This window comes from Granulicella sp. L56, assembly GCF_009765835.1.
GTDB lineage: Bacteria > Acidobacteriota > Terriglobia > Terriglobales > Acidobacteriaceae > Edaphobacter.
Genome location: NZ_LMUS01000001.1, coordinates 998,422 through 1,018,928, shown reverse-complemented (window position 1 = coordinate 1,018,928; position 20,507 = coordinate 998,422). Strand labels below are relative to the sequence as shown.

At 59.2% G+C, this 20,507-nt stretch carries 16 protein-coding genes and 1 riboswitch; of the genes, 5 read left to right on the top strand and 11 right to left on the bottom strand.

Annotated features, from left to right (window positions below):
* Positions 1-251 precede the first annotated feature (251 nt).
* The 3 genes from GSQ81_RS04140 to GSQ81_RS04130 all read left to right on the top strand — a co-directional run bounded on the left by GSQ81_RS04140 (position 252) and on the right by GSQ81_RS04130 (position 4,608).
* On the top strand, positions 252-1,217 hold the full coding sequence (locus GSQ81_RS04140; protein WP_158909423.1) for a quinone oxidoreductase: 966 nt from the start codon (positions 252-254) through the stop codon (positions 1,215-1,217).
* Between the two features lie 39 nt (positions 1,218-1,256).
* Positions 1,257-1,742 carry a group II truncated hemoglobin gene (locus GSQ81_RS04135; protein ID WP_158909422.1) on the top strand — a complete coding sequence of 162 codons (486 nt, stop codon included), beginning with the start codon at positions 1,257-1,259 and terminating at the stop codon, positions 1,740-1,742.
* Positions 1,743-1,895: 153 nt separating this feature from the next.
* Positions 1,896-2,107, top strand: a riboswitch (cobalamin riboswitch).
* A 35-nt stretch (positions 2,108-2,142) separates the two neighbouring features.
* Positions 2,143-4,608 carry a TonB-dependent receptor gene (locus GSQ81_RS04130; RefSeq protein WP_158909421.1) on the top strand — a complete coding sequence of 822 codons (2,466 nt, stop codon included), beginning with the start codon at positions 2,143-2,145 and terminating at the stop codon, positions 4,606-4,608.
* 73 nt (positions 4,609-4,681) lie between these two features.
* On the opposite strand, the gene GSQ81_RS04125 is transcribed toward GSQ81_RS04130, so the two are convergent.
* Positions 4,682-5,224 carry a DinB family protein gene (locus tag GSQ81_RS04125; RefSeq protein WP_158909420.1) on the bottom strand — a complete coding sequence of 181 codons (543 nt, stop codon included), beginning with the start codon at positions 5,222-5,224 and terminating at the stop codon, positions 4,682-4,684.
* A 368-nt stretch (positions 5,225-5,592) separates the two neighbouring features.
* Between GSQ81_RS04125 and GSQ81_RS04120 the strand changes: the two genes are divergently transcribed.
* Positions 5,593-6,516 carry a hypothetical protein gene (locus tag GSQ81_RS04120; RefSeq protein WP_158909419.1) on the top strand — a complete coding sequence of 308 codons (924 nt, stop codon included), beginning with the start codon at positions 5,593-5,595 and terminating at the stop codon, positions 6,514-6,516.
* Between the two features lie 22 nt (positions 6,517-6,538).
* On the opposite strand, the gene GSQ81_RS04115 is transcribed toward GSQ81_RS04120, so the two are convergent.
* From GSQ81_RS04115 to GSQ81_RS04070, 10 genes are read right to left on the bottom strand one after another with little or no spacing between them, the layout of a single operon-like run.
* Positions 6,539-7,156, bottom strand: a complete 618-nt coding sequence (locus GSQ81_RS04115; RefSeq protein ID WP_158909418.1) for a GNAT family N-acetyltransferase — start codon at positions 7,154-7,156, stop codon at positions 6,539-6,541.
* A 10-nt stretch (positions 7,157-7,166) separates the two neighbouring features.
* Positions 7,167-8,582, bottom strand: coding sequence for an argininosuccinate lyase (gene argH, locus GSQ81_RS04110; protein ID WP_158909417.1), 1,416 nt, complete (start codon positions 8,580-8,582; stop codon positions 7,167-7,169).
* A gap of 57 nt (positions 8,583-8,639) precedes the next feature.
* Positions 8,640-9,065: a hypothetical protein gene (locus GSQ81_RS04105; protein WP_158909416.1), complete on the bottom strand. Its 426-nt coding sequence runs from the start codon at positions 9,063-9,065 to the stop codon at positions 8,640-8,642.
* A 36-nt stretch (positions 9,066-9,101) separates the two neighbouring features.
* On the bottom strand, positions 9,102-9,608 hold the full coding sequence (locus GSQ81_RS04100) for a hypothetical protein (protein WP_158909415.1): 507 nt from the start codon (positions 9,606-9,608) through the stop codon (positions 9,102-9,104).
* Positions 9,609-9,627: 19 nt separating this feature from the next.
* A complete protein-coding gene (argG, locus tag GSQ81_RS04095) occupies positions 9,628-10,968 on the bottom strand; it encodes an argininosuccinate synthase (RefSeq protein ID WP_158909414.1) in 1,341 nt (446 codons plus the stop codon).
* A gap of 34 nt (positions 10,969-11,002) precedes the next feature.
* A complete protein-coding gene (gene argF / locus GSQ81_RS04090; RefSeq protein WP_158909413.1) occupies positions 11,003-12,100 on the bottom strand; it encodes an ornithine carbamoyltransferase in 1,098 nt (365 codons plus the stop codon).
* Positions 12,093-13,346, bottom strand: coding sequence for an aspartate aminotransferase family protein (locus GSQ81_RS04085; RefSeq protein ID WP_158909412.1), 1,254 nt, complete (start codon positions 13,344-13,346; stop codon positions 12,093-12,095). The genes argF and GSQ81_RS04085 overlap by 8 nt, the downstream gene beginning before the upstream one ends.
* Positions 13,343-14,125 (bottom strand): acetylglutamate kinase, encoded by a 783-nt coding sequence (gene argB / locus GSQ81_RS04080; RefSeq protein WP_158909411.1) that lies wholly within the window; start codon positions 14,123-14,125, stop codon positions 13,343-13,345. The genes GSQ81_RS04085 and argB overlap by 4 nt, the downstream gene beginning before the upstream one ends.
* The gene (gene argC, locus GSQ81_RS04075; RefSeq protein WP_158909910.1) at positions 14,122-15,198 is read right to left on the bottom strand and encodes an N-acetyl-gamma-glutamyl-phosphate reductase; all 1,077 of its coding nucleotides are present in this window, start codon (positions 15,196-15,198) and stop codon (positions 14,122-14,124) included. The genes argB and argC overlap by 4 nt, the downstream gene beginning before the upstream one ends.
* 40 nt (positions 15,199-15,238) lie before the next feature.
* A complete protein-coding gene (locus GSQ81_RS04070) occupies positions 15,239-15,679 on the bottom strand; it encodes an arginine repressor (protein ID WP_158909410.1) in 441 nt (146 codons plus the stop codon).
* Positions 15,680-16,011: 332 nt separating this feature from the next.
* Between GSQ81_RS04070 and GSQ81_RS04065 the strand changes: the two genes are divergently transcribed.
* Complete coding sequence (locus GSQ81_RS04065) at positions 16,012-20,499, top strand: glutamate synthase-related protein (RefSeq protein WP_158909409.1); 4,488 nt, start codon at positions 16,012-16,014, stop codon at positions 20,497-20,499.
* The last annotated feature ends 8 nt before the right edge of the window (positions 20,500-20,507 follow it).

Here is a 20,507-nt window from a genome sequence, read left to right as displayed (position 1 = left end):
CCGTACACCTCAAAAAAGACCATTCCTGTTATGCGCAAATCCACAAATAAAGTTCAAAACTCCACGAGCCACTCTCTGGCACCTGGAAAACGTAATGCTGCAGTTTACGAGTACCATGCAAACTATCATTCGCGAAGAGCAAAAGCCACGTAAAGCTCAAAAAAATCCCTCGAATAAATCGTACTGTCAGCCGTCGCCATCGTCCTCAAAAAAGACACGGCAAATCGCTCCCCACTCGCATCCAATCCAGAATGCAAGCCATTCAGATTCTCGCTCCCGGCGGCCCCGACGCTCTCCTCCTCCGCGATCTCCCCACGCCAACTCCCGGCCCCGGTGAAGCTCTCGTCCGGCTCGAAGCCTCCGGTGTCAACTTCATCGACGTTTACTTTCGGGAAGGGCGCTATCCGGCCAAACTTCCTTACACTCTCGGTCAGGAGGCTGCGGGGACCGTTGTGGCCATTGGAGATAACGTCACCACTGTAGACGTTGGCGACCGCGTCGCCTGGTGTTCTATTCCGGGAACCTACGCTCAGTTGGCCGTAGCCCCCGCCGATCGCCTGGTTAAAATTCCCGAAGCTATCAGTTTTCAGCAGGCCGCCGGAGCCATGCTGCAGGGCATGACCGCCCACTACCTCGCGCACTCTACCTATCCCATCCGCAGCGGCGACGAGGTCCTTATCCATGCCGGAGCCGGTGGTGTCGGTCTTCTCTTTATCCAGATGGCCAAGTCGCTCGGAGCTCGCGTCTATACCACCGTCTCCAGCGACGAGAAAGCAGATCTCGCCCGTGCCGCCGGGGCCGATGAGGTGATCCTCTACACCAGGGAGGACTTTGCCGCGAAGATCAAAAAATCGAGCCCCTCCGGTCTGCACGCCGTCTACGATTCGGTAGGCAAATCCACCTTCGACAAATCGCTCGAAGTGCTTCGTCCGCGCGGAACCATGGTTCTCTTCGGCGGTTCCAGCGGTCCCGTCCCGCCCTTTGACCTGATCAAGCTCTCCGGCCTCGGCTCGCTCTACATCACCCGGCCCACGCTCAAGGACTACATCGCCACCCGCGCAGAGCTTGAACTTCGAGCCAACGCCGTCCTCAATGCCGTCGCCGACGGCACGCTCAAGCTACGCCTCGAGCACACCTATCCTCTTGCCGATGCTGCCCACGCTCACCGTGACCTCGAAGCCCGCATCACCACCGGCAAGCTCCTCCTCATCCCATAAGAATCGCGCACCGATCTGGTTCGCGCTAAAATTCCACTCATGGCTCCCAAAGTCCCCACGCTCTTTGAATGGCTAGGCGGCTCAGAACCCATCGACCGCCTTATCGACCGTTTCTACCAGAAGGTTCCTTCCGACCCTATTCTTGAGCCTCTCTTTGCTCAGATGCCGAAGGAGCACTTCCAGCATGTGGCCCAGTTCATCGCTGAAGTGCTGGGTGGCCCCGATGATTACTCCAAACTTCATGGCGGACACGCTGCTATGATCCGTCATCACCTCGGTCGAGGCATCACCGAGCAGCAACGCCAACGTTGGGTTGTTCTTCTCCTTGAAACCGCAGACGAACTGGAACTGCCCTCCGATCCCGAGTTCCGCTCTGCCCTCGTAGCCTACCTCGAGTGGGGCTCTCGTCTTGCCGTCATCAACTCAGCGCTCCCCGCTGATACCCCTATCGCCGATGCGCCCATGCCCGCCTGGAACTGGGGTGTTCCTGGCGGCCCCTATCAGCCCGATACCCCTGAATCCTGAAGGCCGCAAACAACAGGGCCTTGTCAGTCCACATTCGATCTACGCATTGATCTACGCATTCATTTTTGACTTCCATCAACCCATGCCTCAAACTTAAGCCTCACCCTTTTTCCCCTGCGGCCTGGCATCGTACCTCCGGCCGTTCCACTTAAACCCTTTGTCCCGATTCGGAATGCTCGGGAAGCGCGGTGAGACTCCGCCACTGCCCCGCAACTGTGATTCGCGCACGCAGCCGCACCACCGCTGCGTGAATGCCAGCCAGCCGCTCCCACTGATGCCAACGCATTGGGAAGGGAAGCAGCCAAGTCCTACGGCCATCATGCATCGCGTCAGTCAGGAGACCGGTTCCGTCTGCGTACATCAACCACATTCCCGAGGGGGGAATGGAGGAGCTTCACTCATGCCTGCACCTCTGCACCGTTCCGCGGTCGCGTCATCTCTTCGAACGCTCGCCGCACTCGCCGCTATCTCATTTCTTGCCGCACCCTGCGCCCGCGCCGTCATCGTTCGCGGCACCGTCACCGACCCGCTCGGCGCAGCTGTCGCCGGAGCCCGCGTCCAGCTCGTCCAGGGCAAGAGCGCCATCGCCGCCTCGCTCACCGGCCCCGACGGCTCCTTCGAGATCCGCAGCACCGCGCCCGGACGCTTCATCCTGCTCACCTCCGCGCGTACCTTCACGCCCAACATCGGCCAGGACTTCTACGGCGGCCGCACCGACGTCGTCACCCGCAACGTCACCCTTGAAGTCGCCTCCGTTACCTCCGCCATCACCGTCACGGCCACCGGAATCCCTACGCCCATCCAGCAGATCAGCTCACCAGTTACTGTCATCCCTCAATCCGATTTCGTCACCCAGGTTGGCATCGTCGACGACCTGCGCCAGTCGCCAGGCGCCGTCGCTGTGCAGACCGGCCAGTACGGCGGAGTCGCCTCGCTCTTTGTCCGTGGCGGCAACTCCGACGCCAACAAGGTCCTCATCGACGGCATTCCCGCCGAAGACGTCGGCGGAGTCTTCGACTTCGGCAACGTCTCCACCACCGCACTCAATGGCCTCGAGTTCTACCGTGGCCCCGACAGTGTCCTCTACGGCTCCGACGCCGGGGCTTCGGTCATCAATCTCTCGACTCCTCGTGGCAGCTCCCTTCGCCCCGTGCTCAACTACTCCGGGGACGCCGGCAACTTCCACACCTATCGCAACGAGGCCATCCTCAGCGGGGCCTACAACCGCTTCGACTACTACGGAGCCTTCTCTCGCTTCGACAGCTCCAACGCGCTTCCCCTCGACCGGTACCACTCCTCCACCAGCGCCGCCAATATCGGCTATAACATCACCGCCAACACTCAGGCGCGCTTCACCCTTCGCAACGCTGTCTCGGCCAGCGGCGTTCCCAACGCGCACGACTTCTTCGGCATCTCCGCCGCAGGCAAGCAGGGCAATCAGGACCTCTACTCCGGAGCCACCGTCGAAAACCGCATCAAGAAGTGGCATAACCTCGTCCGCTACGGCATCGCCCGCAAGCGTGAACAGCTCGTCCAGTTCTATCCCGTCGGCCAGCCTATCGTTTACGACCAATACGGCGACATCGCTTACTTCGGCAACAACGTCACCATCCGCGGAGCCAACGGGTACACCGCCACCGGCCGGGCCGCCATCAATTATCCCGGCACCTATCCCGCAGCCAATGATCAGGACTCCAACCGCGACGAGCTTTACTTCCAGTCCGACTACACCTTCTCCCCGCACATCATCGCTCTCTTCGGCTTCCGTTACGAGAACGAGCGCGGTTCCTTCAACAACCCATCCTATTTCGAGTTTGAGAAGATCGACCGCAACAACTTCGAGTACACTCTCCAGTTCCAGGGCGACATCAAAAATCGCCTCTTCTACTCCGCTGGCGGAGCCGTCGAAAAAAACCACCTCTATGGCGTAGCCGGAACTCCGCGCATCGGTCTCTCCTACGTTCCCGTCCGTCCCCGCGCCGGGTGGTTCCGAGGCACCAAGCTCCGCGCGAACGTCGCGACCGGCGTGCAGGAGCCATCGCTCAGCGTGCAGTTCACCTCGCTCTACCAGCAGCTTCTCGATGCCGGTGACACCGCCGACATCGAGGCCTACAACGTCAAGCCAGCCCAGGCGCTGCGCTCGCGCACCTATGACCTTGGCATCGACCAGAACATCTTCAGCCAGAAGCTCATCTTCAAGGCTGGCTACTTCCACAACCAGTTCAATCACCAGATCGACTACATCGACTCCGGCACGCTGCTCAATGTCTTCGGCATCAATACCAGCACCGCCCAACTCTACGGAGCCGAGTTGAACACCCTAGCCTTCCGTGCTCAGGGCCTCGAGACCGAGCTGCAGTACGAGCCCACCCGCCACATCTTCCTCCGTGGTGGCTACACCTACCTCGCCACGTTGGTGGAGCAGTCCTTCTCCACCGACGCTGCCTATAACGGCACCTCGGCCGAGAACCCCAACCTCCCCGGCATTCCCATCGGCTCCAGCTACCCGCTCGTCGGGGCACATCCGTTCCGTCGTCCCCCCCATACCGGCTTCATGACCGCCCAGTACACCACGTCCCATTTCAGCGCGGCGCTCAAAGGGGCATTCTCAGGCCGTTCCGACGATTCAACCTTCCTCTCCTACTCCGACATCAACGGAGACAACACGCTCCTGCTTCCCAACCACAACCTCGACTATGGCTACGCCAAGCTCGACGCCAACTTTCTCTACGCTGTTACGAACCACGTCACGGTCTTCACCCAGTTGGACAACCTCCTCAGCCAGCAGCACATTGGGCCGATCGGTTATCCAAGCCTGCCCTTCACCTTCCGCAGCGGCCTCAAGATCAGGATCGGCGGCAACTAACCGTCGCGAACAAGCAAAAATAAACGGCCTTTGGGTGACTGAACCCAAAGGCCGTTTATTGCAGGGAAGAAGCTCACCCGGCGACTGGTTCGAGCCGTTGCACCCAGCGAAAGCCCTGGGCCGGGTCTGTTTCGTCGGCGCTCGGTCCCCAGCTTGCCGGAACCGCAACGTTGAGCATACGAAGATAAACGCTGAACTGGCCGCGATGCTGATACCAGTGATTCAGCATGATCTCCCGCAGGAATTGTGCTCTGGGCATAGCGATAAGTTCCTGATCGCCGTGCATCAGACGCCACGTCTCTCTCATGCTGTCATCGTCGAACTGCAGCAATACACTTTGGACCGTGACGATGCTCTGCTCGAATGCCTGGAGGATCTCCTGAAGGTCGCGTGGCTCTGGCACGGTGTTGAAATCGGGAGCCTGCGCCGGGTTCTGCTGAACGCCCCGGACAACGCCTTCCGGCACACGCGCGAGATGCAGGGCGAGTTGCCCGGCCGTCATGGACCGCTCATGCGGCTTCCAGGTCAACTTGTTCTCCGGTAAACGCTCAAGAAACATACGGGTGATCGGTGCCTGTGTTTCAAATTCAGTAAAGAGGGATTCCGCGAGTGACATTGCTTCTTTCTCCTTTTGGGTGACGGCTGAGCCATAACGCTGAAGACATCGTTGTGGTTCAGCTTGTGGCACGAATTCAATATATACCTATATAAGAATATATTGAATTCGCCGAACGAAAATAAAATGATTTGGCTGTTGGAAATTTCTCGCAGATCGCTATAACTCTAATTTATTCAGTATGTTAGATTGGGCAAAGCCGCGCCGCGTGGTTGCAGCGAGATATTGAGGAGGAGATGCCACGCGGGATATTCCAAAAAACGGAACATTCGCATCACAGAAAGAGCGCTGAAGCCTCTAAGATAAGTCGTTCGACCTAGTTGCAATATCCTCAGCTCACCCGTCTAACGATTGGAAGGGAAACACAAATGAACCGCTATCTTCTGGCCCTGACTCTCCTGACTGCCACTACCTTTGCAGTACAAGCCCAGCAGGAAGGTCCCACCCCGACGCAGGCTCTGATAGCTGTCGATTCGAAAAGTCCCGTCACCCCGACCATCCCCGATGTCACCATCAAGGTCAATAATCGCACGACTGAGCTCACCAATCTCACGCCGGTCGAAGCTTCCGGAGCTCAGGTCGCCATCCTCATCGATGACGGTCTTCGTATGAGCATGAGCCGCGAACTTCCTGCGCTGCGCGACTTCATCAAAGGCCTCCGTCCCGGAACCGAAGCCTTTGTGGGATACATGCAGAACGGCCGGGTTATTACCGGCCAGGGTTTCACGACCAATCTCGATGCCGCCGCCAAAGATCTGCGCATTCCCATGGGCTCTCCCGGCCTCAGCGCCAGCCCTTACTTCTGCCTCTCCGACTTCGTGAAGAGATGGCCTGAGAACACAAGCTCCGGTTCAGCTCCGAAGGCCCGGTTCGTGCTCATGATTACCAACGGCGTCGATCCCTACAACGGCAGCACCAGCATCATGAACCAGAACAGCCCCTACGTCGACTCCGCCGTTAAGGATGCCCAGCGCGCCGGCGTTGCCGTCTACTCCATGTACTACTCTGACGCAGGCATGCGTGGAGGCCGCGCCAGCTTCAGTGGTCAAAGCTACCTCGCCCAGATAGCGGAGGGCACGGGAGGGACGGCCTACTACCAGGGCAACGGCAATCCCGTCTCCATGGAGCCGTACCTCAAGCAGTTCCAGCAGGCTATCTCTGAGACTTACATCGCGAGCTTCGTGGCTCCTGGTGGCAAAGGTCTGGTGCAGCTCAAGGTCTCCACCAAGCTGCCCAAGACGAAACTTCACGCACCTGCGTATGTGAATCCCGGCACACAGATACAACAATAGAAAATTTTCCGTTTGAAGAGTCTTACTGCCCGGAATTGGAAGTAATCGTGCCAGCCTGCAACTTCACCAGTTCAGGCTGGTCGAACTTGCTTGGCCCAAGCACGGCGATCTTCGGCAGCGAGCCGCGAACCATCGCCACTTCGTCGCAGGCGTACAGGCGTGGGCAGTTCTGGCAGTCTTTGTAGATCTTGTCCGGCAGAGCGGTGCGGTCCACTACTCTGAACCCGAAGTGAAAGAAGAAGTCCGGGATTCGCGTGAACAGGCTGACGCCGCTTACGCCCTGGCTCTCCGCCTCTTCGAGCAGCGCGCGCAGCAGCTTGCCGCCGGCGCCCTGTCCCTTGGCCTCGGGCTTCACCACGATGGAACGAACCTCGGCCAGATGCGGCCCATAGAGATGCAGCGCACCGCAGCCCAGGAAGACGCCGCTCTCGGATTCAGCGACTTTGAAGTCCCTGACGTTCTCGCAGATCTCGGAGTAGTTCCGGCGCAGCAGCGTGCCGTCGCCGGAGAGAGAGTTGACCAGATCGAAGATGTTCACGGCGTCCTGCAACTTCGCCGTCCGCACGGTAGCGCCGCCCACGCGAGGGCGCGACGATGCAGTCGATTCACTTACTGGCGACAGTGAGCTAAACACTGACATAACAGCCGTCTTAAACCTTTCCAGCCTCGGTTTCAAGCCGCTTGCGAGCTTCCACAAGAGCTTGTTTGACTTGGTGCCGGGCTGTGCCGCCAACGACATCGTGGCAGTCCAGCGTTGCTTCTAGAGTAATTGATGCGTAGAAATCTTCGCTGAACTCTGGTCCGAACTGCCTCAGTTCTTCGAGCGTAAGCTCGCCAAGCTCACGGCCTGTCTCGAGGCCCAGGCGGACGGCGTTGCCGATCTTCTCGTGGGCCTTGCGGAAGGGAACTCCCTTGTTCGAGAGATAGGTGGCGGCGGCCATCGCGTTGAGGTAGCCGGTGGTTGCCGCCGCTTTCATGCGGTCTTGGCGGAACTTGAGTGAGCTGGTAAAGGCAGGAAGTACCTGGAGGATTCCAAGCGCCGTGTCCGCTGCGTCGAAGACCGGCTCCTGCCCCTCCTGAAGGTCCTTGTTATAGGCGAGCGGCAGGCCCTTGATGAGCATGGACAGCGTCGCAGCCGCGCCGAAGAGACGGCCGGATTTGCCGCGGACCAGCTCGGTGAGGTCGGGGTTCTTCTTCTGCGGCATGGCGCTCGATCCAGTCGAAAAGGCTTCAGGAAGGTCGAGAAAGCCGAACTCCGCAGTGGAGAAAAGCGTAAGCTCCTCGGCGAAGCGGGAGGCGTGCAGGCCAAAGATGGAGAGCGCTTGCGTGAACTCGAGGGCGAAGTCGCGGTCGCTTGTGGCGTCCATGCTGTTCGGAGTGGGGGCGTCGAAACCCAGTGCCTTTGCGGCGATGGTGCGGTCGAGCGCAAGGGTGGCTCCGGCGATGGCCCCGGAGCCGAGGGGGCAGAGATTCATGCGCTTGCGAGCGTCGACGAGGCGGCTGGAGTCGCGCTCGAGTTGGCTGACATAGGTGAGCAGCCAGTGGGCGACGAGGACCGGCTCGGCGCGCTGGAGGTGGGTGTAGCTGGGCATGACGTGCTCGTCTGCGGCTTCGGCGAGGGTGATGAGAGCTTCGCGCCAGTTGCGGAGGCCGAGGAGGGTGGCGTCGATGGCGTCGCGCACGAAGAGGCGCATGTCGGTGGCGATCTGCTCGTTGCGGCTGCGGCCGGTGTGGAGCTTGAGGGCGAGATTGCCGATGATCTTGGTTAGTTGCAGCTCGGTGAAGTGGTGGATGTCCTCGGCTTCGGGCGCGGAGGCGACAACGGCGGGGATGAGGGTGGTTTGGGCGAGGACTTGGTCGAGGCCGTCGAGCATGGTGGCCAGTTCGGCGTCGGTGAGGATGCCGGCGGCGGCGATGGCGCGGGCGTGCGCCTTCGAGGCGGCGACCTCTTGCGGGAGGAGACGCCAGTCGAAAGGGAAGCTGCGCTGCCACTCTTCGAAGGTCTTGTTGAGGGGCTCGCGGAAGCGGCCGGACCACATCTTTGCGGGTTGCTGGGTATTAGCCATCTTTCCTCGGTTCTATAGATCCAAAAGCAAAGGCTTTCGCGGACAGATAGAAATTCCTTACTTGTTAGGCTTGCTGACTTCCGTTTCAGACAAGATAGTAAAAAGAGCTCGATATGGTGGTGGAGTGTATTTTTCGGCAGGCCAGAAGCTAATCGAATCGCTAAATATTTTTGCAGCATAGTCATCATTTGCATGGACTCTGGCGCAAGCCATAGCAACGTGCGGAGTGGGTTTGTATGCCACTGTTTCGTCGCAGGTCAACACATATGAGACTCGACTATTTTTGTGCGCACCGTCTGTATAACCCTCAATCGTAAATTTTTTCGTACTGCATTTGTCCGGATCACAATTGGTGGAGTCTTCTTGGCGAACCGATGTGGCATGGAAGGTGATGGGAATTCCTTTTGTTCCGTCGGGCGCAGGAGCTTGTCCGAAACTGAGGATAGTGGCAGACAGGAAGAAAAGGACGGCAAGATAATTCACGGTATTCCCCTTTCAGCAATGCATTCCCAAGACAATCTAGATATTGACTTTCTTTCCACTGTTTTGAAAATGTAAGGCTTGTTCATTAGAGAGGCCTTCCCGGCCTGCTATTTGTTCTAATATTTGACATATGAGATGTAGGGTTGTGTGGGCCTTGTCGAGTATGGGTTGAATTTCTTTTAGTTCAGCAAGCATCAGTTTTCGGCCATCTTCGCTGAATAATGCGAAATTATGTGTTCGAAAAAAGTGGTGAGTAAGGTAGTTCCTCTGTTTAAGTGCTTCATCTATGACGTTTGTGATACTGTCGTCGAAATTTAGTCGTGTCTTTAGGTGCTTCAGGAGTGCCCCTAGTGTCTTTCGATTCACGTCATCATTAACGCTGCGAAATATCTCCGTCAATTCAGGCGTGATTTCATCGGTGTTTACGAAAAGCGTGACGTATGAGAGAGCCACATTTCCGGCCTCAGTCTCCAATACCTGTGCCTTTTCGGCGGTTATACCGAATTCAGCATAGAGAGCGTATTGATCTTCTGGCATATCCATTGTTAAGTTCGATCCGCTACTACTCCTTGTCGTTGCTGCTGTTTAGTTGCGGCATCTCCGATCCTTTGCTTAGGGTGATGAGGCCGCTCTTGGCGTAGGTCATCAGCTTGGCGCGGGTGTCGGTGATGTCGAGGTTGCGCATGGTGAGCTGGCCGATGCGGTCGCGCGGGGAGAAGGTGGATTCTGTCTTCTCCATGCTGAGGCGCTCGGGGTGGAAGGTGAGGTTGGGCGAGTCGGTGTTCAGGATCGAGTAGTCGTTGCCGCGGCGCAGTTCGAGCGTGACCTCGCCGGTGACGGGCTTGGCGACCCAGCGCTGGGCGGCCTCGCGCAGCATGATGGCCTGGGGATCGAACCAGCGGCCCTGGTAGAGCAGGCGACCAAGTTTGCGGCCGTTGTCGCGGTACTGCTCGATAGTGTCCTCGTTGTGGATGCCGGTGATGAGGCGCTCGTAGGCGATGAAGAGCAGGGCGAGGCCGGGGGCTTCGTAGATGCCGCGGCTCTTGGCCTCGATGATGCGGTTCTCGATCTGATCGCTCATGCCGAGGCCGTGGCGGCCGCCGATGGCGTTGGCTTCGAGCATCAGGGCAACGGGGTCTGTATAGTCCTTGCCGTTGAGGGCGACGGGGAAGCCTTCTTCAAAGCGGACAGTAATCTCTTCGCGCTTGATCTCGACATCGTCGCGCCAGAAGGCGACGCCCATGATGGGGGCGACGATCTTCATGCTGGTCGAGAGGTGTTCGAGGTCCTTGGCTTCGTGCGTGCCGCCGAGGATGTTGGAGTCGGTGGAGTAGGCCTTCTCGGACGACATCTTGTAGGCGAAGCCGGACTTCTGCATGAAGGCCGACATCTCAGCGCGGCCACCCAACTCGTCGATGAAGGCTGCATCGAGCCAGGGCTTGTAGACCTTGAGGTCGGGGTTGACGAGCAGGCCGTAACGATAGAAGCGCTCGATGTCGTTGCCTTTGAAGGTAGAGCCGTCGCCCCAGATGTTGACGTCGTTTTCCTTCATCGCCGTCACCAACATGGTGCCGGTGACGGCCCGGCCGATGGGGGTAGTGTTGAAGTAGGTGACGCCCGCCGTGGTGATGTGAAACGCGCCGGACTGGAGCGCGGCGATGCCTTCGCGCACGAGCGGGCCGCGGCAGTCGATGAGGCGAGCCTTCTCCGCGCCGTACTCGAGCGCCTTGCGCGGGATCTCGTCGTAGTCGGCTTCGTCGGGCTGGCCGAGGTTGGCGGTGTAGGCGTAAGGCAGAGCGCCCTTCTGTTTCATCCAGTGGAGCGCGGCGCTGGTGTCCAGGCCGCCGGAGAAGGCGATACCCACCTTCTGGCCGACGGGCAGGGATTCGAGAATTACGGACATATTGATGCGGACCTCAATGGGTGAGCGTGAATGATTAAGAGCGTTTGCGAGGCTGAGTCGAACGGTTGCGGCTGCTGGCAGTCCGCTTGGCTCCGCCGAGCAACATCAGCAGAAGCGCTTTTTGCGCGTGCATGCGGTTCTCCGCCTGATCGAAGACGACCGACTGTGGGCCGTCGAGCACGGCATCCGTTACTTCGGCGTTGCGATGCGCTGGCAGGCAGTGCATGAAGACCGCATCGGGCTGCGCGTGGGACATTAGCTCTTCGTTGACTTGATAGGGCTTGAAGATCGGGGCGCGCTTGGTGGCTTCGTGCTCGAAGCCCATGCTGGTGCAGACATCGGTATAGATTGCATCGGCACCAGTGGCCGCCTTGATGGGATCGTGCATCAGCGTAATGCTCCCGCCGGTCGATTCGCTGATCTCGATGGCCTTGTGAATGATCTCGAGCTTGGGTGCAAAGCCCTTTGGCGATGCCACGATGCAGTGTGCGCCGAGTTGGGCCGCGGTGAGCATCAGTGAGTGGCAGACATTGTTGCCGTCGCCAACGTAGGCAAAACGAAGTCCCTGTGCCGAGCCGAAGCGCTCTTCGAGCGTGAAGAAATCGGCGATGGCCTGACAGGGGTGCTCGAGGTCGGACAGCGCATTGATGACGGGGACCTTGGAGCAGGCGGCCATCTCGGTGATAGTGTCGTGCGCGTAGGTGCGGAGCACGATGATGTTCATCCAGCGCTCGAGGTTGCGGGCCATGTCTGAGAGAGACTCACGCTCGCCGAGAGGGGACTGCGTCTGATCGACGAAGATGGCGTTTCCGCCAAGGGTATTGATTGCGGCCTCAAAGGTCACGCGTGTCCGCAGAGAGGCCTTCTCAAAGAACATCACCATCTGACGGGCGTCGAGCGCGTGCCGGAAGTCTTCGGGATTGGCCTTGACTGCGTGGGCAAGCTCCATGATGGCTGCCATCTCCTGCACGGTCAGGTCGGCGATGGAGCAGAGATCGCGTCCGCTGAGCCGCTTACTTGCTTCACCGAAAGCAGTGTCGGACTGGATGCCTAGAGTTGCTGTCGGCTTGCGCGGGGAAATCTCTTCGCCCTCTGCGGGCTTTGGGTTCATGACGACGGTTTTGCTACCCATGGGCTTTTTCTCCTGCCGGTGCGGTCCCGGCGTATGCTGCTGCAAGATCTTTCAGGATTTCGTCGAGCGCGTTGACGGCAATCTCAACATGCTTCCGCTCCAGAATGAACGGTGGCAGGAAGCGAAGCACGGTCTCGCTGGTGCGGTTGATGATGATGCGGCGCTCCATCATCTGTGCGGCCACCTGCTTGGCCAACTCGGCGGAATTCAATTCGATGCCAAGCATCAAGCCCATGCCGCGAACGTCGATGATGCAGTCGTGGTGCGTCGCCAACTCCTGAAGTTTCGATTTGAAGAAGTCTCCGGTGTCCTGAATATGCTTCAGTATGTTTTCGCGCTGCATCGTGTCGAGAACGGCAATGGCGACTGCGCATGCGAGAGGACCACCACCGAAGGTTGTGCCATGCTGGCCGGGGGTGAAGCCGAGAGCGGCTTCGTCGGTGCAGAGCATGGCTCCCATGGGAATTCCGTTGGCAATGGGCTTGGCGACGGTGGTGATGTCGGGCAGGATGCCGTAGTGCTGGTAGGCAAACCATTTGCCGGTACGGCCAAGGCCGCTCTGGATCTCGTCGGCGAGCAGCAAGGCTCCGGTAGAATCGCACAGCTCGCGTGCGGCGGCGAAGAACTCCTGCGAGACGGGATGGATGCCGCCTTCTCCTTGAAGCGGTTCGATGCAGATGCCGCAGACATCTTGTGAAAACTTCGCGCGGAGATCGTCGACATCGTTGAAGCGCACAAACTCGACGCCGGGCATGACTGGACCGAATGGCTCGCGGTATTTTTCTTTGTGCGTGGTCGAGACCGAACCCATGGTGCGCCCGTGGAAGCTGTGTTCCATGGCAAGGAACTTCGTGCCGATCTTGCGGCCTTTCTCGCGCAGCAGAAGCGCGTGGGAGCGTGCGAGCTTCAACGCGGCCTCCCAGGCCTCGGTGCCGCTGTTGCAGAAGAAGACGCGATCGAGGCCGCTAATCTCGGTGAGGCGAAGCGCGAGGTTCGCCGTGCCCTCGTGAAAGAAGAGGTTCGAGGTGTGTAGCAGGCGCTTGCTCTGATCCTGAATGGCCGCTTCGATGGCCGGATGAGCGTAGCCGAGGGCGGAGACACCGATGCCGCTCAACAGGTCGAGAAAGTCGTTGCCATTCTCGTCGCGCAGGTAGACGCCCTGTCCGCTGACGAAGAGATAAGGATTGCGCTCATAGGTATGGAGAAGCAGTTTGCTCTCCGCTGCCTGTATGGATGCCAGCTTCATGCGACCATTACCTCCGTTCCATCGTTCACCCGGGTCGAGCAGAGATCGGGCAGCAGCGCTGCAGCCTCCGCAGGCAGAATTCGTACACGCTTGACGCCGTGCGTGAGGGCATTGCGGCAGGCGTTGAGCTTTGGCAACATGCCGCCGGAGACGACCTGCTGCTTTTCGAGCGCCGGAATCTGCGACAGCGTTAGCCATCGCATGACATTTCCGTCCGCGCCTTTGACTCCGGGGACGTCGGTGAGAAAGACAAGGGTGTCTGCCTTGGTGCAGATCGCGCAGGCAGCGGCCATCTCGTCGGCGTTGATGTTGTAGTATTCGCCGTCGAAGCCCAGAGCAATCGACGAGATGACGGGAACCGCGCCCATGGTCCAGATGGCTTCGAGCCAGCGGGGATCAGTTCCGGCGATTTCGCCGACAAAGCCGAGGTCGGGGTTCGTCTTCTTCTTGCGGGCGCGAAAGACGTGACCATCGCCACCAGAGAGGCCAACTGCAGCCTGACCGTGCGAGCCGATGGCAGCGACCAGCGCCTTATTGACGCGGCCCGCCAGAACCATGATCGCGGCATCGCGCGTCTCGGCATCGGTGATACGCAGGCCGGAGACGAACTCGCTCTTCTTGCCCATCAGCGCGAGCGTGCGCGTTAGCTGAACGCCGCCACCGTGGACGACGGCAACCTGGTTTCCGTCGGCGACAAGCTCGGCGATTGCCTTGCCGCAGCCGTGAAGGATCTCCTTGTTTTCAAGGGCCGCACCGCCTAGTTTGACGACAAATCTCACAGCAAGCCCTCCTGTTCATTCCAGCCACACATCAGGTTTAGATTTTGAACTGCCTGGCCGGATGCACCCTTCAACAGGTTGTCCAGGCAGGAGACGATGACCAGCCGCTTTCCATCCGCCGCAAGCTCAAAGCCGATGTCGCAGAAGTTAGTACGAACAATATGCTGAATCTGCGGCAACTGTGGCGTTGGGTAGAGGCGGACCATGGGACTGTCTCGATAAAAGTTTGAGAACACGGCACTGATCGTTGCAGAGTCAGTCGATTGCTTAAGCCGTAGATAGTTGGTCGCGAGAATTCCTCGTGGAATTGGCAGCAGATGAGGCGTGAACTGAATCTGATCTGAACTCAGATGAAGCTGTTCAAGCAGTTCGCCCGTATGCCGATGGCCAAAGACGTTATAGGCCGAAAGATTGTCGGCGGCATACATGAAATGAGTCTTTGTCGTCGCTGCCTTTCCGGCTCCGCTTACTCCCGACTTCGCATCGCAGACGATGCCATGATCAAGATCGACCAGCCCGGCCTGAACCAGAGGAGCGAGCGCCAGAATCATGGACGTGGAATAGCAGCCGGGGTTCGCAACCAGACGAGCGCTCTTGATCGCGTCGCGGTGTAGTTCGGGGCATCCGTAGACTGCCTCGGCCTGCAGCGCTGCCGCGAGTTCGGGGTTGGCATCCTTCAGACGGTAGACGTCCCGATTGCGCGTCTCCTGCAACCGCCACGCGCCACTCAGGTCGATGACCTTGATGCCGCGCTCGATGGCTTCGGGGACCCACTCGCGCGATTGCTCATGCGGTGTGGCCAGAAACAGCACCTCGATTCCTTCGCCCACGATCCGATCCCAGCTAAAGGAAAAGACGGGAGTCGACTCGGCTGCGCCCGGGCCGGTGAGATAAGGATGTAGCGCCTCAAGCGAAGTGGAGGGGCCAACCTCGGCCTCGCCGGCGCGGCCCAGAAAGGTCGGCTTCGTTCCTTCGAGAGCGGGATGGCGCAGCAGCAGACGTGCCAGCTCGCCGCCAGCATAGCCGCTGACGCCTGCTACGGCGATCCGTGGTGGATGGGAGCTGGCGGTCAAAGTTCCAACACTTTCGGTCGATGTTTGCAGTGCTTCGAGATTAGCCAATGTAACCTTCAATTCTCGTTTTTAGTGTCTTTGCCTGTTGCTCGTCAGGGCAGATGATAAGGATGGTGTCGTCTCCGGCGATGGTGCCGACGACCTCCGGCCAGTCTTCGTAATCGATTCCGGCAGCGACTGGCTGGGCTCCGCCGGTGGTTGTGACCAGAACAAGGAGGTTTGCCGCCGGACGCACTTCGAGGCCAAAGCTATGGAGGATGTCGCGGATTCCCGGCAACGCATCTTCGGCTGCGTCCTCTCCGCCGGGCAGGGAATAGCCCGCCGGGCCTTTGGAGAGCCGCAGCTCATGGATGTCCCGTGAGAGGGTAGCCTGAGTGACATGAAAGCCTCGCCCTGCAAGTTTTTGCCGCAATTCGTCCTGGTTGGCAACGGAGGCCGATACCAGCAGCTCTCGAATTACGGTATGGCGTTGTTGTTTCATGCCGGTGATTTACCTATTAAAAGACCGCGATGCATTTTTAATTGAAGTCGCAATGCAGTCTTAATTGAAGTAAAGATTGCATTGCATTCATGGAAAAGGTCGACACTCGATGCCAGCCTCAAGCGTAGCGGTATTACATGTATAAATATACAGCATCGTGTATATTTATACATAGTCCGCTTGTTCTGCTTATGAAGCGTATCAAAAAAAAGGAAGGTACCTCTGGCGACACTTGAGCATCGCCCGACGTATAGTGAAGCATGGAACGGTTTTTTACAAATGCGTTAAACCCCGCTGCCCTGACCCCTGCCTCCCAGTCTGCCCAGAGCTTTATGCGTGTGTCTCCGCGTATTCCGACATCTTTGATTGATGAAAAATTTGAGCATGATTCCTGCGGCGTCGGCTTTGTGGCCGCCGTGGATGCCGTGCCGACCCATAAGATTCTTGACCAGGCTTTGACCGCTCTTGGCCGCCTGGCGCATCGCGGCGCGACCGCCGCCGATGGAAAGAGCAGCGACGGCGTGGGTGTATTGACCGCCGTTCCGCGTGCCTTGTTGTTGCGCGCTACGAATATTGAGCTGGATGCCCAGCAGGCGTTGGGTGTGGGCATGTTGCTGCTGCCGCTCGAAGAGACGCGGGCAGAGGCGCTGCTGGAGCGTTGTCTGCTCTCACATGATTTTAAGGTGCTTTGTTGGCGCGACGTTCCTATCTGTACGGAGTGGCTGGGTGAAGAGGCCCTCGGAACGATGCCGAAGATTCGGCAGGTATTAGTGGTGGATTCAGCGAATGCTGAAGCAGGAACGATGGAGCGGAGGCTCTATCTGGCACGGAAGCAATTTGAGCGGTCGCACGAACGTGGGGATGTGACTGGCTATATCTGTTCGCTGTCGTCGCAGACGATTACCTATAAAGCAATGGTTGCCGGAAGTTTTCTGGCCAATTTCTTTCCCGATCTGGCGTCGGAAGAGTTTGTCACGCCGTTCGCGGTCTTTCATCAGCGGTATGCCACGAACACTCTGCCGACGTGGCATCGTGCGCAGCCGGGCCGCAATCTGGGTCACAACGGCGAGATCAACACCATCTGGGGAAATCGCGCGCGCATGACGGCCCGCGATGCAACGCTTCCGGTGGAATGCAAGCCGGTCCTGACCGAGGGCGGCACCGATTCTACAAGTTTGGATGAGGCGATTGAGTTGCTCTCGCAGAATGGCAGAACGCTGGCCGAGGCGGTTCGAATGCTGCTGCCGCCTGCGTCCGAGGGACATGAGAAATCTTCATTCCTGCGTTACCACATCGATTGTGCGGAGCCGTGGGATGGCCCGGCTGCGCTGGCCTTCAGCGACGGCAAAGTCGTGGGTGCAGCCTTGGACCGCAACGGCCTTCGTCCCTGTCGTTTTGCTGTAACGAAGGATGGTTTAGTAGTTGCCGGATCGGAGATTGGTCTGGTCGATCTCGATCCCGAAGAGGTTGTGCATAGCGGTCGCCTTGGGCCCGGCGAGATGTTCCTGGTCGATCTCGAAAGCCACAAGATCTATGAAAATGAGGAGCTGTTGCAGCTTTTCGATGCCGGAGCGACATACGCGAAGCTCGTCGAAGATACTCCGCTGGACCCTGTGTCGTTCCAGCCGATTGAAGCGGCTATCCTTTCGGCGACACACCGCGGATTTGGCTACACGCGCGAAGACGTGAAGATGATTCTGCAGCCGATGGCAACCGAGGGCAAGGACCCGGTGTGGTCGATGGGCGATGACACTCCGCTGGCTTTTCTGGCTCGCTCTCCCCGGCCTTTGTACGCCTACTTCCGGCAGCGGTTCGCGCAGGTGACCAATCCCGCGATCGATCCTCTGCGCGAGGCCTGCGTGGTCTCGCTGCATACACGCCTCGGCCCATGGGCCCATCTGCTGGACAAAAATTCGCCGTTGCCGGGTCTTTCGTTGGCTTCTCCATTCCTGTCGTTGGGGCAGGTCGAAGCTCTGCGGAGCCGCCAATATCCACACGCGGCGGAGTTGAAGTTTGCGGAACTGCAGTGCGTCTTCAAGCCGGAGACCACCCTGATTCAAGGGCTTGACGATATCTGTATGCAGGCCATCCAACTGGTGCGCAATGGCGCGCGCATTCTGATGCTTTCTGACCGTTCGGCGAGCCCGGAGCGGCTGCCGGTCCCAATGGCGATGGCTACCGGAGCGGTGCATCAGGCGCTGGTCGGAGCTGGTCTGCGTACACTCGCAGGAATCGCTGTCGAAGCTGGCGATTGCCGCGATATCCACCATGCTGCCGTCCTCATCGGCTATGGCGCTGGCGTGGTTTGCCCGTGGCTTGCACTTGAGACTGCTTTGAGCGTAGCTCCTGCCGGTACGGATGCAGAGGTTTACGAGCACAAGATGCTGAAGGCGCTCGATGCCGGACTCGCGAAGGTGATGTCGAAGATGGGCATCTCCGTCGTTCACAGCTATCGCGGCGGACATCTGTTCGATATTCTCGGCCTGCACTCCAGCGTGGTCGACCGCTGTTTTGTCGATACACCGGCACCTCTCTCGGGCATCGGATTTGCCGAGGTGGAGCGTCAGCTTCGGCAGACGTGGCTGGTGGGGGAAGGAGCCGTCCCGGCGACCGCAGACCTGCCGGATTATGGATGGGTTCGTTTCCGCAAGACCAATGTCTCTGAGCCTCACGCCTGGCAGCCTCCCAACGTGAAGGCGTTGCAGTCTGTGGTTGGCACGGCGCGCAATGTTCCGCAGCCGACCGATCCGGCGGGAGCGTTTGCCATCTTTACTCAGGAAGTTCTGGAGCACGATCCGGCGGTGCTGCGCGATCTGTTGAAGATTCGCCCGTCGGGGCCAGAGCTGCCGGTGGGCAGTGTCGAGGCTCCGTCGAGCCTGGTCAAGCGGTTCATTGCCAGCGCAATGTCCCTCGGCTCGTTGAGTCCGGAGGCGCATCAGACGATTACTGCCGGCATGAACATGCTGGGAGCACGTTCGAACACTGGCGAAGGCGGCGAAGACCGAGCAGTTTACAAGCTCAATTCGGTTGACGGCGGCAGGATCCATCAGGACGAAGAGTTGATCATGCGCGCTCGCTCCGGCGGCGGCGCAGCGGTGGCAGAGCCCGTGATCGAAGCTCCGGCGGTGCATACTTCTCTGAACAACAAGATCAAGCAGATCGCCTCCGGACGTTTCGGCGTGACTGCTGAATATCTGGCCCATGCCGAAGAGATTGAGATCAAAGTCGCCCAGGGTGCGAAGCCCGGTGAGGGAGGACAGTTGCCCGGTCACAAGGTAAGCGGGATGATTGCGCGTCTGCGCCATGCTCAGCCGGGCGTTCCGCTGATCTCGCCTCCGCCGCATCACGACATCTACTCCATCGAAGACCTCGCGCAGCTCATCTACGATCTAAAGCGCGTGAATCCGAAGGCTGCGGTGGGCGTGAAGTTGGTCTCCGGCTGTGGCGTCGGCACGGTTGCTGCGGGTGTGGCCAAGGCGTATGCGGACTTCATCGTGATTGCCGGCAACGTCGGTGGAACTGGCGCGGCGGCCCTGTCGAGCATCAAGTATGCGGGCAATCCGTGGGAGCTTGGTTTGGCCGAGGTGCAGCAGGTGCTGATGCAGAATGGAATGCGCGGTCGTGTTCGTCTGCGTACGGACGGTGGTCTGGCGACGGCTCACGACATTCTCATTGCAGCCTTGCTTGGCGCGGATGAGTATGCGTTCGGCACTGCGGTGCTGGTGGTTCTGGGTTGCGATATGGCCCGTCAATGCCACCTGAACACCTGTCCCACGGGAATTGCGACGCAGAGGCCGGAGTTGCGGGCGAAATTCCGCGGCAAGCCGGAGCATGTGGTCCGGTTCTTTGAGGAGCTTTCGGCTGACTTGCAACAGTTGTTGGCGAAGTATGGATTCGCCTCGCTCGATCAAGCGATAGGTCGGACAGACCTGCTCGAACAGGTCAGGTTTGACGGCAATCTCGACCTTCAGCCGATGCTGGCGAAGGTGTCTGAAGGCGCGAGCCGGTGGATGGGCGGTCGCAACGACCAGCCTGTCGTTGGTTTGCCGCTGGATGAGGCGTGGGTTGAACCGGCGCTTGAAGCGAGTGAACAGGGATTGCCCTATGTCGTTGAATCTAAAATTGCTAACTGCGACCGTGCGATCGGATCCCGGCTTGCCGGAGAGCTGGTGCTGCGTCGGGCGCAGGCTGATTTCTCCTCGGATGTGACCTTCAACCTGAATGGCACGGCGGGGCAATCGTTTGGCGCCTTCGCGGTCGATGGCATGAAGCTGGTGCTGGATGGACAGGCTAACGACTTTGTTGGCAAGGGTCTGTCCGGTGGCGAGATCGTGATCCGCGCCTGTGGCCTGGCGGCGAAGGACAGCGGACAGCATGTGATTCTGGGCAATGTGGCCTTGTACGGCGCGACGTCTGGAAAGCTGTTTGCCGCAGGTCGGGCGGGAGAACGCTTCGCTGTTCGTAATTCCGGCGCAACTTCTGTGGTTGAAGGAGTTGGCGACCATGGTTGCGAGTACATGACCGGCGGCGTGGTGGCCGTTCTGGGTCGGGTCGGCATGAACTTCGGAGCAGGCATGACGGGCGGTCTGGCGTGGGTTTACGATGCTGACGGCTCCTTCGTATCAGGCCAAAGATACCACCCTGAATTCATTGCAGCGGAAGGGTTTAGCTCGGTCGAGCCGGAGTCGCAGGAGGCTCTGAGGGCGATGATCGTAGCTCACGCGGAGGAGTCTGCCAGCGGATTGGCGAAGGCCATGCTGGCGGATTGGTCGAAGCAGGCTGCGGCCTTCGTTCGGCTCACCCCGGTTCCGCAGGCGTAGATTTTTGC

Bases quoted from the DNA above. Each gene is read 5' to 3' on its own strand.
- GSQ81_RS04140 (WP_158909423.1), top strand. From the start codon at position 252: ATGCAAGCCATTCAGATTCTCGCTCCCGGCGGCCCCGACGCTCTCCTC.
- GSQ81_RS04135 (WP_158909422.1), top strand. From the start codon at position 1,257: ATGGCTCCCAAAGTCCCCACGCTCTTTGAATGGCTAGGCGGCTCAGAA.
- GSQ81_RS04130 (WP_158909421.1), top strand. From the start codon at position 2,143: ATGCCTGCACCTCTGCACCGTTCCGCGGTCGCGTCATCTCTTCGAACG.
- GSQ81_RS04125 (WP_158909420.1), bottom strand. From the start codon at position 5,224: ATGTCACTCGCGGAATCCCTCTTTACTGAATTTGAAACACAGGCACCG.
- GSQ81_RS04120 (WP_158909419.1), top strand. From the start codon at position 5,593: ATGAACCGCTATCTTCTGGCCCTGACTCTCCTGACTGCCACTACCTTT.
- GSQ81_RS04115 (WP_158909418.1), bottom strand. From the start codon at position 7,156: ATGTCAGTGTTTAGCTCACTGTCGCCAGTAAGTGAATCGACTGCATCG.
- argH (WP_158909417.1), bottom strand. From the start codon at position 8,582: ATGGCTAATACCCAGCAACCCGCAAAGATGTGGTCCGGCCGCTTCCGC.
- GSQ81_RS04100 (WP_158909415.1), bottom strand. From the start codon at position 9,608: ATGGATATGCCAGAAGATCAATACGCTCTCTATGCTGAATTCGGTATA.
- argG (WP_158909414.1), bottom strand. From the start codon at position 10,968: ATGTCCGTAATTCTCGAATCCCTGCCCGTCGGCCAGAAGGTGGGTATC.
- argF (WP_158909413.1), bottom strand. From the start codon at position 12,100: ATGGGTAGCAAAACCGTCGTCATGAACCCAAAGCCCGCAGAGGGCGAA.
- GSQ81_RS04085 (WP_158909412.1), bottom strand. From the start codon at position 13,346: ATGAAGCTGGCATCCATACAGGCAGCGGAGAGCAAACTGCTTCTCCAT.
- GSQ81_RS04070 (WP_158909410.1), bottom strand. From the start codon at position 15,679: ATGAAACAACAACGCCATACCGTAATTCGAGAGCTGCTGGTATCGGCC.
- GSQ81_RS04065 (WP_158909409.1), top strand. From the start codon at position 16,012: ATGCGTGTGTCTCCGCGTATTCCGACATCTTTGATTGATGAAAAATTT.